13 protein-coding genes are annotated in these 16,856 nt (G+C 48.3%); 1 reads left to right on the top strand and 12 read right to left on the bottom strand.

The window, feature by feature from the left end:
- Positions 1 to 307: 307 nt before the first annotated feature.
- The 6 genes from DWY93_RS12530 to rfbA all read right to left on the bottom strand — a co-directional run bounded on the left by DWY93_RS12530 (position 308) and on the right by rfbA (position 8,795).
- The gene (locus DWY93_RS12530; RefSeq protein WP_015552510.1) at positions 308 to 1,552 is read right to left on the bottom strand and encodes an FOG: Glucan-binding domain (YG repeat); all 1,245 of its coding nucleotides are present in this window, start codon (positions 1,550 to 1,552) and stop codon (positions 308 to 310) included.
- A 337-nt stretch (positions 1,553 to 1,889) separates the two neighbouring features.
- Positions 1,890 to 3,563: a 2-isopropylmalate synthase gene (gene leuA, locus DWY93_RS12535; RefSeq protein ID WP_117472428.1), complete on the bottom strand. Its 1,674-nt coding sequence runs from the start codon at positions 3,561 to 3,563 to the stop codon at positions 1,890 to 1,892.
- Positions 3,564 to 4,139: 576 nt separating this feature from the next.
- Positions 4,140 to 5,498: a phosphoglucosamine mutase gene (gene glmM / locus DWY93_RS12540; protein ID WP_117472430.1), complete on the bottom strand. Its 1,359-nt coding sequence runs from the start codon at positions 5,496 to 5,498 to the stop codon at positions 4,140 to 4,142.
- Positions 5,499 to 5,814: 316 nt separating this feature from the next.
- Complete coding sequence (gene rfbD / locus DWY93_RS12545; protein ID WP_117472432.1) at positions 5,815 to 6,663, bottom strand: dTDP-4-dehydrorhamnose reductase; 849 nt, start codon at positions 6,661 to 6,663, stop codon at positions 5,815 to 5,817.
- A 31-nt stretch (positions 6,664 to 6,694) separates the two neighbouring features.
- Positions 6,695 to 7,732: a dTDP-glucose 4,6-dehydratase gene (gene rfbB / locus DWY93_RS12550; RefSeq protein ID WP_015552506.1), complete on the bottom strand. Its 1,038-nt coding sequence runs from the start codon at positions 7,730 to 7,732 to the stop codon at positions 6,695 to 6,697.
- A 160-nt stretch (positions 7,733 to 7,892) separates the two neighbouring features.
- Positions 7,893 to 8,795, bottom strand: coding sequence for a glucose-1-phosphate thymidylyltransferase RfbA (gene rfbA / locus DWY93_RS12555; RefSeq protein ID WP_117472434.1), 903 nt, complete (start codon positions 8,793 to 8,795; stop codon positions 7,893 to 7,895).
- A gap of 429 nt (positions 8,796 to 9,224) precedes the next feature.
- On the opposite strand from rfbA, the gene DWY93_RS12560 reads away from it, so the two are divergent.
- The gene (locus DWY93_RS12560) at positions 9,225 to 10,562 is read left to right on the top strand and encodes an MATE family efflux transporter (protein ID WP_117472436.1); all 1,338 of its coding nucleotides are present in this window, start codon (positions 9,225 to 9,227) and stop codon (positions 10,560 to 10,562) included.
- 278 nt (positions 10,563 to 10,840) lie between these two features.
- Here the strand turns inward: DWY93_RS12560 and prfA are convergent, their stop codons facing one another.
- The 6 genes from prfA to DWY93_RS12590 form a co-directional block, all read right to left on the bottom strand.
- Entirely contained in the window at positions 10,841 to 11,914 is a 1,074-nt protein-coding gene (gene prfA, locus DWY93_RS12565; RefSeq protein ID WP_015552502.1) for a peptide chain release factor 1, read from the bottom strand.
- Between the two features lie 13 nt (positions 11,915 to 11,927).
- Positions 11,928 to 13,091 carry a HemK/PrmC family methyltransferase gene (locus DWY93_RS12570; RefSeq protein WP_242990616.1) on the bottom strand — a complete coding sequence of 388 codons (1,164 nt, stop codon included), beginning with the start codon at positions 13,089 to 13,091 and terminating at the stop codon, positions 11,928 to 11,930.
- Positions 13,088 to 14,089 carry a DUF1385 domain-containing protein gene (locus DWY93_RS12575; RefSeq protein WP_021905622.1) on the bottom strand — a complete coding sequence of 334 codons (1,002 nt, stop codon included), beginning with the start codon at positions 14,087 to 14,089 and terminating at the stop codon, positions 13,088 to 13,090. Before DWY93_RS12575 ends, DWY93_RS12570 begins: the two co-directional genes overlap by 4 nt.
- 260 nt (positions 14,090 to 14,349) lie before the next feature.
- Positions 14,350 to 14,559 (bottom strand): 50S ribosomal protein L31, encoded by a 210-nt coding sequence (rpmE, locus tag DWY93_RS12580; protein ID WP_015552500.1) that lies wholly within the window; start codon positions 14,557 to 14,559, stop codon positions 14,350 to 14,352.
- A 222-nt stretch (positions 14,560 to 14,781) separates the two neighbouring features.
- Positions 14,782 to 15,519 carry a GntR family transcriptional regulator gene (locus DWY93_RS17800; protein WP_273482963.1) on the bottom strand — a complete coding sequence of 246 codons (738 nt, stop codon included), beginning with the start codon at positions 15,517 to 15,519 and terminating at the stop codon, positions 14,782 to 14,784.
- Between the two features lie 314 nt (positions 15,520 to 15,833).
- A complete protein-coding gene (locus DWY93_RS12590) occupies positions 15,834 to 16,832 on the bottom strand; it encodes an SIS domain-containing protein (protein WP_021905624.1) in 999 nt (332 codons plus the stop codon).
- Between the last annotated feature and the right edge of the window lie 24 nt (positions 16,833 to 16,856).

The following is a 16,856-nucleotide window of genomic DNA, read 5'->3' on the forward strand; positions in this document are numbered from 1 at the left end:
TGTTTCTCCTCTTTGCCATGTCTGCTTTTGCTTTATCATTCTCACGGAATTTCCTGAGTATACGCTTCGTCAAGAAATCCGGATATTCTCGCATGCTACGGACTTGTTTCCTGTTACGCCCAGTATATCACATTTCGTTTTTATATGCAAACATTTGTTCGTTTTTATTTAAAGGTAAAATCATTTACCTTTCACAAAATGTGCATCAACGTGCAAGAGACCCCGACAGCAAACTGCCGGGATCTCTCTTTTATGGGGTTCTATGAAATTTTACATCATAAGCTCCTCAAGCTTTTTGTATCCATTCCTACCAGGAAACTTCTACATTATATCCACCGTTCTGATCCTTCGTGATCTTATATTTCACGCCGTCCGCATCTGTCACGGTTCCGCTGGTCTTTACCTTACCGGATTCGTTGACCACATATGTCTTTCCGTCAACGGTGACTTTCTCGTACTTCATTCCTTCTTCCGCACTCACAAGGCGTCCGTTCTCGTAGAGACTTCCGTCCTTCACACCCGTGAATCCGTCGCCTCTCGTTCCGATACTGCCGGAAGTTGTGAAGTAGAATACTTCGTTGTCATGGTTATCGTCGTTGATCACGATCCGCCCGGTCTTCATCTTTCCGTCACTGTCAAAGTAGAACTTTCTGCCGTCGCTCAGCTCCACAAGACCTGTCTTCATGCGGCCCTTTTTATCAAAGCAGTAGGTCTCGCCCTTGATCTTTGCTATTCCGTATCCGCAGGCCTCCGTTGTTTTATAGGATGTGGAGTATGCGCGGCCATCTTTAAAGTAGTACCAGTTTTCCTCAGCGTCATCCGGGGATGCCATATATCTCCAGCCGTTCATCTGCTGTCCGCCGCTGCGGAAGTAGCGAAGGGCATTGACATCGCTGTTGGAGAGGTCGTCACGTCCTGTAGATGTGTAATCAGACTCATTTACCCAGCCAGTCAGCATCCTTCCGCTGTGGTCAAAGATATAGGTCTCACCGGAGATCTTCAGCTCACCATCATAGATCAGCTTTCCACTGGAATTAAAATAGTACCAGTACTCACCCCAGTCATCCTCTCTGTCCGCCAGTTTTCTCCAGCCCGTCGTCATAGCTCCGGAATCTTCTAAATGATAGATCTTACCATCGATCTCCACCCAGCCGATATCCAAAACGGAATCCGTAAAGTGGTACCACACGTCATTGATCTGTTTCCAGCCGTTTGTGTACGCCTTTCCGTTCGCTCCAAAATATCTCCATCCGCTCTCGTTCCAGCGGCTGTTGTTGATGTACTTCCATGTGTTTGTGATCATGACACCATTCTCGTTTACATAATAAGTATCATCGATCAGGCTGTTTGTCTGCATCACTCCATTGTAATCCATATAATACCATGCATCCTTGGAGCATACCCAGTCATTCCGAACGAGGCGTCCGTTGTTGTCATTGTAGTAATACCATTTTCCATTCTGCTGCGACCAGTCCGCAAAAGAGGTCGTCGCCATTCCTGCGGTTAAAATCATCGCCGCAACTGCTGCACCTGCAAAATATCTCTTCTTCATAGAAACCCTCCTCTTCTAAATATTTCCGTTTCCGGAATATACTTTTTCACTTTCCCACCGGTTTCCTTTTCATCGTTCCCACGGTGGCTATTTGTTTTCGATATCTCCGTTAGATATCTTTCGTTTTTTGTTTGTACTTGTATTATACAGAAAACTTCCTAAAAACTCTTCTCTTTTTCCTTACATTTCATTAAAAATATGACGCAAAAATGCGGCAAAAACAGGATTGCATTCCCATTTCTGCCGCATTTAAAATTTTCTTATGATTTGCCGCCGGACACTGCAGTTTCTCCCTATGTCTTACCGCAGCACTGAACGTATATCCGACATTTTTATTTTACTCTGCATCTCCAAACAGACGGTTAACTGCACTGAAGATACCTCTTAAGGATGCTCTCGTGATGTTGGAGCTGATGCCGACACCGTATGTCACCTTGCCGGTCTTCTGATCCATCAGGTGGATATAGGAAGCCGCCTGTGCCCCGGAACCGGATGTCAGCGCATGCTCGCTGTAATCGAGAACCTTGATTGAGATACCAAGCTCCTCCTCCAGTCCGCGTTTCACAGCATCGATTGGGCCGTTTCCGACACCTTCAAACTGTTTTGTCTCGCCGTGGTTAGAGTAGGTAACAACAGCAACGGTTGTGAACTGGTCTCCGGACTCGAAATCTGTGGTCTTGCACTTGCGGAAGTGGTACGGTTCCTTGCGGTCGAGATACTCGATGCGGAACTCTTCCATGATCTGTTCCGGTGCGACCTCTCCCTGCTTCTCTGCGATCTTCTGGATCACATCCGCGAACTCTTTGTGCATGCCGCGTGGAAGCTTGAATCCAAAGAAGCTGTCCATAACGAAAGCAACACCGCCCTTTCCGGACTGGCTGTTGATACGGACCACCGGCTCGTACTCTCTTCCGATATCGGACGGATCGATCGGCAGATACGGAACCTGCCAGATCTCGCTCTTTCTTTCCATAAGCACATGCATTCCCTTGTTGATAGCATCCTGATGGGAACCGGAGAATGCAGTAAATACCAGCTTTCCAGCGTACGGATGACGCGGATCGATATGCATCTTTGTGCAGCGCTCGTAAACTTCCGCGATCTTCTTGATATCGCCGATTTCAAGCTCTGGGTCGATTCCCTGAGAGAACATATTGTAGGCGATGGTCAGGATATCCACGTTTCCGGTACGCTCACCATTTCCGAACAGGGTTCCCTCAACGCGGTCAGCGCCTGCAAGCATTGCAAGTTCTGCAGCAGCGACACCTGTTCCGCGGTCATTATGCGGATGAACGCTTAAAATGATGCTCTCGCGGTTCTCCAGATGTTTGCTCATCCACTCGATCTGGTCTGCAAATACGTTCGGCGTCGTCATCTCGACAGTGGACGGAAGGTTGATGATCATCTTATTGTCCGGTGTCGGTCCCCATGCTCTCTGGACCGCGTTGCAGATATCAAGCGCATAGTCCATCTCTGTTCCGGTAAAGCTCTCCGGGGAATACTCCAGGATCACTTTTCCGTCATAATCTTTCATGTACTTCTTTACCATATCGACACCGTCGATTGCGATCTGCTTGATCTCCTCACGGTCCATATGGAATACAACATCACGCTGTAAGGTGGATGTAGAGTTGTAAATATGCACAACTGCCTTCGGGATTCCCTGAATGGACTCGAAGGTTCTCTTTAACAGGTGATCACGGCACTGGGTCAGAACCTGAACCGTCACATCGTCCGGGATCAGCCTGCGTTCAACGAGCTGTCTTAAAAAGTCAAATTCGATCTGGGAAGCGGCCGGGAAACCGATCTCGATCTCCTTGAAGCCCATCTGCACCAGCATATTGAACATTTCAATCTTCTCTTCAACGACCATCGGCTCTACAAGGGCCTGGTTGCCGTCGCGCAGATCCACGCTGCACCAGATCGGCGCCTTCTGGATCTCTTTATTCGGCCACTCCCGCTCCGGGTAATTCATGACCGGTACTCTCTGATATCTCTTATAATTCATCATAGTTTCTTTCCTCCGCTTTTCTGATAAAAGTTATTTTCATTCCTGCATTTCATGAATTTCTGTAATCATGCAGTCTTTCCAGGCACTGCAGTTTCCCTCCAGCTTCATAGTTGCAGGCCACGGAGTCGGTAAACCACGCTGTACTTCTCAATTATAAACAATGTTACGCTTTTAGGTCTAACCCCATTTTCATCAGTCCTTTTTTTGTGAAATTCAATCGACGGTCGCGTTTTTGACCGTCCTTTTCCGTTTTTTCATTATATCACTGTAAAAAAGGAATCGCAAGGATCTATGCCATAACATTTAGATATAGGAGATATGAAGTGTTACAGTACACGGGCACTCCATGCCCGCACACTGTAACAGGATTTTGCCGATGCTTCGCATTCCGAATCGGCAAAATCCGCGGTCATAACAGTATCATACGGAATTTTCAGTTCAGAAAATTCCTACCCATGAAAAGTAACTACGAAGTCACTGTACACCTCCCAAGCCTTTCTGAGATTATAACCATATGTAAAATGAGGCAGCAAATTATTTCACTGCCTCATCCTTCATATTTTATATTTCAAGCGATCAGCTTTCTGTCACATGACCTTTTTTCTTCAATACATCGATCACCTGATCCACATACTTTTCGCAGATCTCCGGTGTCTCCGCCTCGACCATAACGCGGATCAGCGGCTCTGTTCCGCTCTGGCGGAGGAGAAGTCTTCCGTCATTTCCGAGTGCCTCATCAACAGCCTTTCCTGCTGCCTGCACATCCGGGTCATTTAATGCCGCCACCTTGTCTGCCACGCGGACATTTTTTAAGAGCTGCGGAAGGATCGTAACCTCGGAAGCAAGCTTTCCGAGCGTCTCCTTCTTCTCCAGCATAACCTCCATGATCTTTAAGGACGTCAGGATTCCGTCACCGGTAGTCGCGTACTTGCTGAAAATGATATGTCCGGACTGCTCACCTCCGAGGCAGTTTCCGGTCTTGGACATGTTCTCGTATACATATTTGTCGCCGACAGCCGTCTTCTCGTAGCCGATGCCCTCACGGTCAAGTGCCTTGTAAAGGCCAAGGTTTGACATAACTGTGGTAACGATCTTATTGTTGCGCAGAAGTCCCTGTTCCTTCATATATTTTCCGCAGATATAGAGGATCAGGTCGCCGTCCACGACGTTTCCGTTCTCATCCACAGCCAGGCAGCGGTCCGCGTCACCATCATAGGCAAAGCCCACATCGAGACCTTTCTCCTTCACGAATTTCTGAAGGTTTTCAATATGAGTGGAACCGCAGTCGCGGTTGATGTTCAGTCCGTCAGGCTTGTCATTGATGACGTATGTGTCAGCGCCGAGGGCATCAAATACGCTCTTCGCAACGGAGGAAGCACTTCCGTTGGAGCAGTCGAGACCGACTTTCTTGCCCTTGAAGGATCTCGTCGCAATGGAGATCAGATAACCGATGTAGCGGTTTCTTCCTGCCGCGAAGTCCTGCGTTCTTCCGATATTCTCTCTCTTCGCGAGCGGGATCTCTTCCATCTCTCCGTCTAAGTACTTCTCGATCTCTGTGATCACGCTCTCCTCGAGCTTCTCGCCGTTGCCGTTCATGACCTTGATTCCATTGTCATAGTACGGATTGTGGCTGGCGGAGATCATGATCCCACAGTCAAAATCTTCCGTGCGGATCACATGGGACACACTCGGAGTTGTTGTTACATGTAAAAGATAAGTGTCAGCGCCGGATGCCGTGAGTCCCGCCGCAAGGGAGTACTCAAACATATAGCTGGAGCGTCTCGTGTCTTTTCCGATCACAACTCTGCAGTGGTCTCCCTTGGCCTGTTTTCCATAATACCAGCCGAGAAATCTTCCGACTTTATACGCGTGTTCCACGGTAAGATCGACGTTTGCCTCGCCGCGGAAGCCGTCGGTACCAAAATATTTTCCCATTCCTCAATTTCCTCCATATACCGCGAACCTTATAGAGAATCGGACATTTCCATAAAACAATATCCTCATTCTCTATAGAGTCCGCGGTTTTCTGTCTCTTCATAGATTATGCGCATCTGCACCAAACTGTCCGGCATTGATACGCTGCTGACAGGACTTCGCAGATCCTGTTTTCTCTGATAAAACAGGCTGCCGGAGAACATGTCTTCACCGACAGCCGTATGTCTTTTTATAAGCAGGACCGGTCCTTCGCCGCCAAATCCTGATCTTTATCCCAGTCCGGTAAGGCTCCACCTCTTTCAGGCAGTGAACCCTTCTACCAGGTGATCTCCTTCAGATATCTCGCAACCGCGTCCTTCCACTCCGGAAGACGCTCGAAGCCGTTCTCTGTAAGCTTTTCCTTGCTCATCCGGCTGTTCATCGGGCGTTTTGCCTTTGCTGCCGGATACTCATCGGAATGCACCGGTGTCACCTTGACATCCATGCCGGCTGCGCGGAAGATCTCGCACGCGAACTCATACCAGGAGCAGAGTCCCTCGTTGGTCGCATGGTATCTGCCGTATTTGTCGGTCTGGATCATATCAACAAGGAGTCTTGCGAGATCGTAGGTGTAGGTCGGGGACCCGATCTGGTCATCAACGACAGATGCAGCTCCACGCTCCTTTCCGATCCGCAGCATGGTCTTGATAAAGTTCTTGCCGTTTACGCCGAATACCCAGGCGATGCGGACGGTAAAGAATTTCTCTACCAGCTCCTCGACTGCAAGCTCTCCCTCATATTTGGACTGTCCATAGACATTCAGTGGATGTCTCTCGTCATCCGGCTCCCACGGGCGGGTTCCCTGTCCGTCGAACACATAGTCCGTGCTGATGTACATCATCTTAATGCCGAGCTTTTTGCAGACTTCCGCGATATTTCTTGTCCCGCCTGCGTTGACCTTCATGCAAACATCCACATTGTCCTCCGCTGCGTCAACTGCTGTATAAGCGGCACAGTGGATGACCGCCTCGACATTTGCCTCCGTGATCACACGGTCACATGCCTCTTTATCGGTAATATCCATCTCCGCAAGATCGACTCCGATCGGAGTCAGACCGCGTTTTTCCATCTCATTTACAACGTCATGACCAAGCTGGCCTTTTACGCCTGTTACTAAAACTCTCATGTTCGCGTTATTCCTTTCACCTGAAAGTGCCTTACTTTAAATCCTTACCGAGGCGGTCGCCGTACATATTATCAAAGTAATTGCTGTACTCACCGCTTAAGATGTGCTTCCACCAGTCTTCGTTGTCCAGATACCACTGGATCGTCTGCTGGATACCGGTATCAAAGTTGTATTTCGGCTTCCAGCCAAGCTCTGTCTCAAGCTTTGTCGGGTCGATGGCGTAACGTCTGTCGTGGCCCGGGCGGTCTGTTACGAATTTAATGAGGCTCTCCGGCTTATTTAATGCCTTTAAGATCGTCTTAACGACCTCAAGGTTTGTTCTCTCATTGTGTCCGCCGACGTTATAAACCTCACCGACACGTCCGTTGTGAATGATCAGGTCGATGGCCTCACAGTGGTCGGAAACATGGAGCCAGTCGCGGACATTCTCGCCTGTTCCGTATACCGGAAGCGCCTCGTCAGCGAGAGCACGGCTGATCATCAGCGGGATTAGCTTCTCCGGGAAGTGGTACGGGCCGTAGTTGTTGGAGCAGCGGGAGATCGTCACCGGGAGTCCGTAGGTTCTGTGGTAAGCGAGAACGAAAAGGTCAGCGCTTGCCTTGGAGGAAGAGTACGGGCTGGAGGTGTGGAGCGGTGTCTCCTCTGTGAAGAAGAGGTCCGGGCGGTCCAGCGGAAGATCTCCGTAAACCTCATCGGTGGAAACCTGATGGTAACGCTTGATCCCGTAGGTGCGGCATGCGTCAAGCAGCGTTGTGGTTCCCATTACGTTTGTCCGGACAAAACTCTCCGGATCTACAACGGAACGGTCTACATGGCTCTCCGCTGCGAAGTTTACGACGATATCCGGTTTCTCTTTCTCGAAGAGGTCGAATACGAATTTGCGGTCTGCGATATCACCCTTTACGAACTTGTAGTTCGGCTTGTTCTCGACCGGTTTTAATGTCTCAAGGTTTCCGGCGTATGTTAAGAGATCGAGGTTTACGATCTGGTACTCCGGGTATTTGTTTACCATATGGTGGATGAAGTTGCCGCCGATAAATCCGGCGCCGCCTGTTACGATGATTTTCATGTGTTTATTTCTCCTTCATGAACATGATCCTGACTGCAAAATTTCCCTACAGGAATACACTCAGCTCATGTTCCATCCTTTCCTGTATCAGTTCAGAAGCTTTCACTCAAGCGCTTTGTGTTTGGGCGTGAGTGCGCTGAAATCCTGCTGTTTTTTCTCTTTACTTATCTGCGTGTCCCGGCAGTTTGTCGATATATTTTCCGTCGATGACATCCTTTAAGTACTGGCCGTACTGGTTCTTCTTATAGATCTCGTATGCGGCCATAACTTCTTCCTTGGAGATCCAGCCATTCGTGTAGGCGATCTCTTCCAGACACGCGATCTTTCTGTGCTGGTGGGTCTCGATGGTCTTAACGAAGTTTGTGGCCTCAACTAAGGACTCGTGGGTACCGGTGTCAAGCCATGTAAAGCCCTGTCCTAAAAGTGTTACATCCAGCTCGCCGTTCTCAAGGTAGATGCGGTTTAAATCTGTGATCTCAAGCTCGCCTCTTGCGGACGGCTTTAAGTTCTTCGCATACTCGACAACGCGGTTATCGTAGAAGTAAAGACCGGTCACGCAGTAATTGGACTTCGGTTTTTCCGGCTTCTCTTCGATGGAGATCGCTTTTCCAGTCTCATCGAACTCAACGATACCGAAACGCTCCGGATCATCGACATAGTAGCCGAATACGGTTGCGCCTTTCTCCTTCTCTGCTGCCGCACGGAGACGTTTCTTTAAGCCCTGTCCATGGAAGATGTTGTCGCCGAGGATCATGGCTACAGAGTCACCGTCGATGAACTCTTCACCGATGATGAACGCCTGTGCAAGTCCGTCCGGGCGCGGCTGTACTGCGTAGGATAAATTTACGCCGAACTGCTTTCCGTCACCTAACAGTGCCTCGAATCTCGGGGTATCGTCCGGTGTGGAGATGATGAGGATATCTCTGATTCCTGCGTTCATCAGCACGGATAACGGATAATAGATCATTGGTTTATCATAAATTGGTAAAAGCTGTTTGGAAGTTACCTTCGTGAGCGGGTACAGTCTTGTGCCGCTTCCGCCGGCAAGTATGATTCCTTTCATATGCTCTCCTTTTCTCATCTGTTTTTGGGCACACTACGCCCTATACTGGGGTCATTATAGCATAAATGCCTTTTCTTTTAAAGGTACTTCCTCTTATAATTCTCTTAAAAAACATGAAGATTTTTGTGGATTTTTTATAATTTCCCCATATTTCACATCATACCTATGATGTTCGCTGTCCGTTTTCCTCTGCAGACATCTGTTTTTCCTTCTGACTCTTTTCTTAACTGCTCTGCACCTTCTTCGACATTCATTTCCCTTTGCAGTTCTATTCTTAAATATTCTTATAGACTATCCCTTTATTTAAGAAAATTCGCTGAAATCATACCACAGGACCATACTTAAAAACCGGAACTTTTCCCAATTGCAAATCTTATAAAAATATGTTAGAACCTATATTATATTTTTTTCTGGAGGATGTATCTACATATGAATAATCATCTTTTCAGCCGGAACGACCTGGTGCGCCTGATCATCCCCCTGATCGTGGATCAGTTTTTACAGGTCGCCGTCGGTCTTTCCGACTCTATCATGGTCGCGCGGGTCGGGGAAGCCGCCGTCTCCGGTGTTTCCCTGGTCGACACGGTCATGCTTCTCATCATCAATATTTTCACGGCTCTCGCCACCGGCGGCGCGGTGATCGCCGGGCAGTATCTTGGAAGAAAAGATCCGAAGACCGGCTGCGAGGCGACCGCCCAGCTTTTTAACTTCACATTCCTGTTCTCGATCTTTATTATGATCCTCGGCTACCTCGGACAGAACGTAATCCTGTACCATGTATTCGGAAAGATCGAGCCGGAAGTCATGAAGGACAGTCGTACCTACCTGCTGATCGTTCTGTCTTCCATCCCGATGATCGCCATGTACAACGCGGGAGCCGCGATCTTCCGTGCTATGGGAAATTCCAATATCGCCATGAAGACCTCACTACTCATGAACTCCATCAATGTATTCGGAAACGCACTTTTAATCTTCGGATTCCACCGCGGTGTCGAGGGCGTTGCGATCCCGACGGTCGTGTCCCGAGGTGTTGCCTGCGTGGTGATTCTTATTTTGTTAAACAACCAGAAACATGAACTTCACATTTTGCACCCATACCCGTTTAAGATCAAGTGGAATGTGCTGAAAAAGATCCTCTATATCGGAATTCCGAACGGCCTGGAGAACAGTATGTTCCAGCTTGGAAAGATCGCCGTTTTAAGTCTCGTCTCCGGTCTCGGAACCGCATCCCTGGCAGCGAACGCGGTCGGCAATAATATCGCGAACTTTGCGATCCTGCCCGGCATGTCCTTCGGCTTTGCACTTATCACGGTCTGCGCCCAGTGCGTCGGCGCGGGAGATTTCGAGCAGGTAAAATATTACACAAAGCACATGATGCGCGTGGAGTATCTCTGCCTGATCGCATCAAACCTCATCGTGATCCTGGCGCTGCCGTTTATCCTGTCGGTCTATAATCTCTCCGACGAGGCCGCCCGGTATGCAAACGATATTATCCTGTATCATGCTGCCTGCGTTGTGACGATCTGGCCGCTGTCCTTCACGCTGCCGAATACGCTGCGCGCCGCGGCGGATGTGAAGGTCACCATGGTGCTCTCCATCATCTCCATGTGGGTGTTCCGGTTTGGTTTCAGCTACCTGCTGACCATGGTGTTCCATATGGGAATCTTCGGTGTCTGGGTTGCTATGACCATCGACTGGCTTGTCCGCGGGATCTTCTTTGTCTGCAGGTATAAGAGCGGACGGTGGCAGAAGATTATTTTCTCATAAAGAGAATGTGCCTTTTGTGAAATAGGGAATTTCTTGGAATTTCCCATTTTTTCAAGTCGAACGTCCATGAGACTTGACGCGTAATTCTGGTCAGCGCAAGCTGACATATTCTTTACAGAATCACTGCGCATCCTCGCGGAGCGTCTCTCTCAGTCGGAGACCTAACTCCCACTGAGACTAATCTGTTATGACTCACCACCTGAAGAGGTGGGAGTCTTCTCGACTGAGGTAAAAAATACCTTCAAAGATCATTTTTGATCCTCGAAGGTATTTTTTAATTAGTTCTCATTCATTTTTGCAAGCTTCGCCGCCTGGTCTGCTGCGATCAGGCTGTCGATCAGTTCCTGAATATCGCCGTCCATGATGGCATCGATCTTATAGAGTGTCAGCTTGATCCTGTGGTCTGTCACACGTCCCTGCGGGAAGTTGTAGGTACGGATCTTCTCGGAGCGGTCGCCGGTACCGATCTGGCTGCGACGCTCTGCCGCTTCCTCATTCTGACGTCTCTCAAGCTCCATATCATATAACTTGGAGCGCAGTAAACGGAACGCTTTTTCCTTATTCTGAAGCTGGGACTTCTCAGTCTGGCTGTAGATCACGATTCCTGTCGGAATATGGGTTAAGCGCACCGCGGAGTCTGTGGTGTTGACACACTGTCCGCCGTTACCGGACGCACGCATAACATCGATACGGATATCCTTGTCGTCAATCACAACGTCAAACTCTTCTGCCTCCGGCATGATCGCAACGGTTGCGGTAGAGGTATGGATCCGTCCGCCTGACTCTGTCTCCGGGACACGCTGTACACGGTGGACGCCGCTCTCATATTTTAACTTGGAGTAAGCGCCATGTCCCGTGATCATGAACTCCACTTCCTTCATTCCTCCGATTCCACTCTCACTGACGTTGATCATCTCTGTCTTCCAGTGCTGGCTCTCCGCATAGTGCACGTACATGCGGTATAACTCGGAAGCGAATAACGCCGCCTCGTCTCCGCCTGCACCGGCACGGATCTCAACGATAACGTTCTTCTCATCGTTCGGGTCTTTCGGAAGAAGCAGGATCTTTAACTCCTGTTCCAGCTCCTCGATCCTCTTCTTCGCATCGGCAAGCTCTTCCTTCGCGAGTTCCTTCATCTCCTCGTCGCTCTCCTCGTCGAGAAGCGCCAGGCTGTCCTCGACATCCTGTTTCGCCTGCTTATACTGCTTGTAGGCGTCAACGATCGGCGCCAGGTCTGCCTGCTCCTTCATCAGCTTGCGGAATTTTCTCTGGTCTTCCGCCACCGACGGGTTATTTAATTCCAGCATCAGTTCTTCGTAATGCCGTAACATGTCATCCAAACGGTCAAACATCTATAAAACCTCCTCATACGCCTGCGGTCTGCCAGGCGCCGCACACGACGCGGTCTTTTCCTGCCAGATCCTGAATCACTCTTGTATCCTTAAAACCATGGTTATCCAGCAGTTCCTTCACCGCCATCCCCTGGTCATATCCGATTTCAAAATACACATGTCCTCCCGGCGTCAGATGTTTGGCACATTCTTCTGCCAGAATTCTGTAAAAATAAAGCCCGTCCGCGGTCCCGTCAAGAGCTCCTCGCGGCTCATGGTCCCGCACTTCCGGTTCCAGCTCTTCGATAACTGCGCTGGGGATGTAGGGTGGGTTGGAAACGATCACATCAAACTGTTCTGTCTCCGGAAAATTGCTGAACATGTCACTGTGGCGGAATGTTACACCTGCCTGCGACAGCTTGCTGGCTTCAGAAACCATGCGTTCTTCAGAATTATCCTGTTTATTCTGATTGTTTGTCAAATTCGTGCAATTCTGTATTTGTTCTGTCCTGCTGCTGACTGCATCATTATTTACATCGTTGTTTTCAAGAATCTCTTCTGAATTTCTTTTTGCAACCTTTAACGACTCTTCCGAGATATCCGCGCCTTCCACATGCGCATATCCTCCAAGCTTCTTCAAGCTCACCGCAATACAGCCGGATCCAGTACACATATCAAGGATCGAAATATCCTTATCCTTCTGCTCCTGCAGCACAAGCTCCACCAGCGTCTCCGTATCCTGCCTCGGGATCAGTACATGCTCATTGACAAAGAACGAAAGTCCCATGAACTCCTGTTGTCCTATGATCTGCTGCAGCGGAATGCGGGCTGCGCGTTTTTTCAGTGCGTGCTCATACGCTGACAGTTTCTCTTTCAGCCACAGTTCTGCACAGTCCAGCGCGTTACCGCTCTCTAAAAGATCTCCGTGCTGCTCCTGCACAGCGATCTTCTGTGCCGTGCTTCCGACAATGTTCTCCCTTGCGCAAAGAAAATACTGCGCCCTGGAGATCCCGAAGCTCTGCTCAAACAGATACCAGGCGTCAAGATCCGCCTCCACAATCCCCGCATTCTTTAAGATCTTTTTTCCGTAGTTTAGGACATCTGCCCAGATCTTAAATTCACACACACTATTTCCCGCGCATAGATCATCTCCGGACCGACCTGTTCCAGCCCCGACAGCGTTCTTCATCTCGCTCATGCCGTTATCTCCTGCGCGTTCTTCCCTGTCTGATCTTCTCTCTCAAAATATCCTGCCGGATACTGCTCCGGGAAATTTTCTTCCAGATATTTCTTCCAGTCAAACACAGCCTCGACCGCGACGATCGCTACCTCGATCATCGAGTCATCCGGCTCCTTTGTCGTAAGTCCCTGCATCCACATGCCCGGACGGCTGACGATGTCCATGATCTTCGAATTGCTGGTTCCTGCAAGGCGGAGCACCTCATAGGAGACACCCGCGATCACCGGGATCAGGACGATCCGGCTGACGATCCGAAGCCAGATCGTATCTACACGGACCACCATGAAGAACAGGATGCTGATCACCATAACGATCAGAAGAAAGCTCGTTCCGCAGCGCTTATGCTCTTTGGAGCTTTTTCTTACATTCTCCACGTTGAGCACAAGGCCATGCTCTAAGCAATTGATGCATTTATGTTCCGATCCGTGGTACATGAACGTCCGCTTGATGTCCTCCATCCGTGAGATCACCTTAATGTAGGTGATGAAAATCGCAATTCGGATACAGCCTTCAAGAATCGCCATCACAGTCTCAGAGTGGATAAATTTCCGGAAGATTCCCGCGATCAAAAGCGGGAGTACCATAAAGATCGCAATCGCCATAAAGATGGAGAATACCATCACCGCCGACATAACGACATTATCTACTTTTTCACCAAATGTATCGATCAAAAATTTCTCGAACTTTCCCGGCTCCTCGTCCTCCTCATCGTCCTCAAAGAAGCTTGCCGACCATGTCAGGGAACGCATTCCCAGGATCATGGAGTCCGCGAAACTAAAGATTCCTCTCACAAACGGCAGGGAGAAAAACTTTACTTTTTCTGTCATGCTCACATAGGTATCTTTCTTGACAACGATCTCGCCGTCCGGCTTTCTGACAGCCGTGGCGTAATTGTCCTTGTTCTTCATCATGATACCCTCTAATACTGCCTGTCCCCCGATACCGGAATATTTCAAGATTTTACCTCCATATATGTCTCATAGTGTCATACCAGAATCGCTCCGCACTTCGTGCTCCCGCGATTCTCCACAAACATTCATAATCCGCTCATTTTTCTTACGAAAAATGGCTGCTTGTTCATGTTTGTGCGGGAATCAAAGAGAAAAAATCCCCTGCAAGCAAGCTTGCGTTGATTTTTTCTCCTTGATTCCCTGTATGACAAAAAAGGCTGAGTTTTCAGAGTTATCCAAAAGCTCAACCTTTCACTAATCAAACCTTATTTGTCTGTTTTCATACCATACTTACGGTTGAACATCTCGATACGTCCGCGAGCGGAAGCAGCCTTCTGCTGACCAGTATAGAATGAATGGCATTTGGAACAGATTTCTACGTGAATGTCTTTCTTGGTAGAACCAGTTACAAATTCATTACCGCAGTTGCAAACGACCTTGGCCTGATAGTAATTTGGGTGGATTCCCTGTTTCATGATTTTCACCTCTTTAAAATTTTTGGTACATGACTGACAGTCACGTTACGTTAATAAAAAATAATACAGCTTTACAGCCATATGTCCTGTTCCGCCAGAACAGCTTAATAATTATAGCATATGCATACTGCTAATGCAAGTATATTTTCCGCGGTTTTTCATGATTTTTGCAGGTTATCCACAATGACCGCAGGCAGCCCGTCATTTTTCCACTTCCCGCTGCTACTGTTCCACAGATTCACAGACATAGAGGGAACATACCTCACCGTTAAAGACCTGGGCACCCGCGTAGAGAGGCTCCCTGTCGTACGTATAGGCAACACTCTTAATATACAGAAGCGGAGCTCCTTTCTTTACTTTCATCAGCTTTGCCTCTGCTGCTGTGGCCCGGCATAACTCGATCTGCTTTTCTGACGTGATAACACGCACCTTCGCCTCCTCCTGAAGGCATTCAAACAGAGAGTTATCATCAAACTTCTTCTCCAGGAGGAATGAGTATTTCACTGGAAAATAGTTTCTCTCGATCGTCACCGGTTCACCATCGGCTGTCCGCAGCCGGGAAATATAGATCACGTATGCTCCCGGCTCCAGATTTAACTGTTTCCGAATCTTTTCATCAGCGTGAACCAGCTTGTTCTCCAGCATCTGTCCGCCCGGTTTCATATTCATATGATGACACATCTCTGAGAAACTCTGAAGGTTTTTAATATCTTTCGCAAATTTCTGGCGACAGATAAAAGTTCCCTTTCCCTGTTTTTTCTCGACCAGTCCCTGACTTACCAGATCATCCACAGCTCTGCGGATCGTGATCCGGCTCACTTTATACTGTTCTGCCAGTTCCGCCTCCGTTGGAATTCTTCCTGTTGCATTGTATACTCCGTTTTCAATATCGCGTTTTAGACATTCTACGACCTGTACATATAATGGAACAATGCTGTTTGGATTCATATTTATTTCCATACACCCCTCCTTCTACCCCATTCTTTCAGAGCAGTTAATTATACTAATTAGATATATAATGTTATATACACTATAATACTATTTGTACTATTAGATAGCAAGATATTTTTTCTCTTCGCCTTGTATTTCTAATTTTTTTCTCAAACACAAAACAGGCTGACATCCACATTCCGTAGGCATCAACCTGTCTTATATCTCATTTGTAATTCAAGTCAAACAGCTGTGAGACTGGGCTCCCACGGGGACGCATTTACCAGTATTCACCACTTGAAAGAGGTGAAAGTCTTCTCTGACTGAGATAAATTAATGAGCAATTAATAATCAAATTTCCACATGTAACGACGATAGGTCATCGGATGCATTCTCACATCTGCCATCGCAGAGATGAACTGTTTGGAGATCGGGTGGAACAGAAGAGAGTTAAAATACTCTGCAACTCTCTCATCCAATTCGCCTAAGCCCAGCTCCTCGGCATCAATGATCCAGTGATGTCCGCCGAACTGATTTAAGAAGCGCTCTGCTCTCTCATCCACCGGACGTGTGCGTCCTACGCTCTTAAATAACAGAATTGCCAGATCCTTGTCGCATGTCTCAAATGCGCCGTGGAAATACTCACCGGAATGGATCGGAACACAGTGGACGGTCTGCATCTCCTGGAAGAAGCAGAATGCGTCAGAATAGGAAACTTCCCACGCAGCTCCGCTGGACATTACGTTCCATACGGTGTCATCCTTATATGTCATGGCGAATTTTGCTGCTTCCGCGCGAACATCCTTGTATGCCTTACCGTAGATCGTCTCTAACTTCTCGAAAGCCTCCAGAGCCTGATCATATGCCTCATAATTATCGTACTCTTTTAAGAGCCAGAACGCGATCTTTAATGCTGTACCCTGACTGTTGTAATGAACAAGTGTCGGGTCCTTATACCACTCGTCTGCGTGATAATATGTTACATAATAATCAGCTGTCTGGGCTGTCAGGGAATCCGCGTAGCCGGATAATCCGATGGTGACCGCGCCCTTTGCCTTAGCCACTTTCAGCGCTTCTACGGTCTCTGCCGTCGCCTTTGTGGATGTGCCGATCACAAGAGTGTTTTTATCTACGTTCTTCGGGGTCGCATTGACGAACTCGCTGCTGTTGTAACCCTGAACACGGATGGAACTCTCCTGATTTAATAAAAAGCGTGCCGGATAGGAAGATGCGAAAGAGCCTCCGCAGGCTACAAAGATCACCTGCTTTAAGCCGCCGTTTTTATCCAGATCTGCTTTTGCCTTTGTCATCACATCGATGACTTCCTGCATCCCTTTGATCATAGGAATATCCTCTCTTTCTTACAA

The sequence above is a fragment of the Clostridium sp. AF28-12 genome, assembly GCF_003435225.1.
GTDB lineage: Bacteria > Bacillota > Clostridia > Lachnospirales > Lachnospiraceae > Pilosibacter > Pilosibacter fragilis.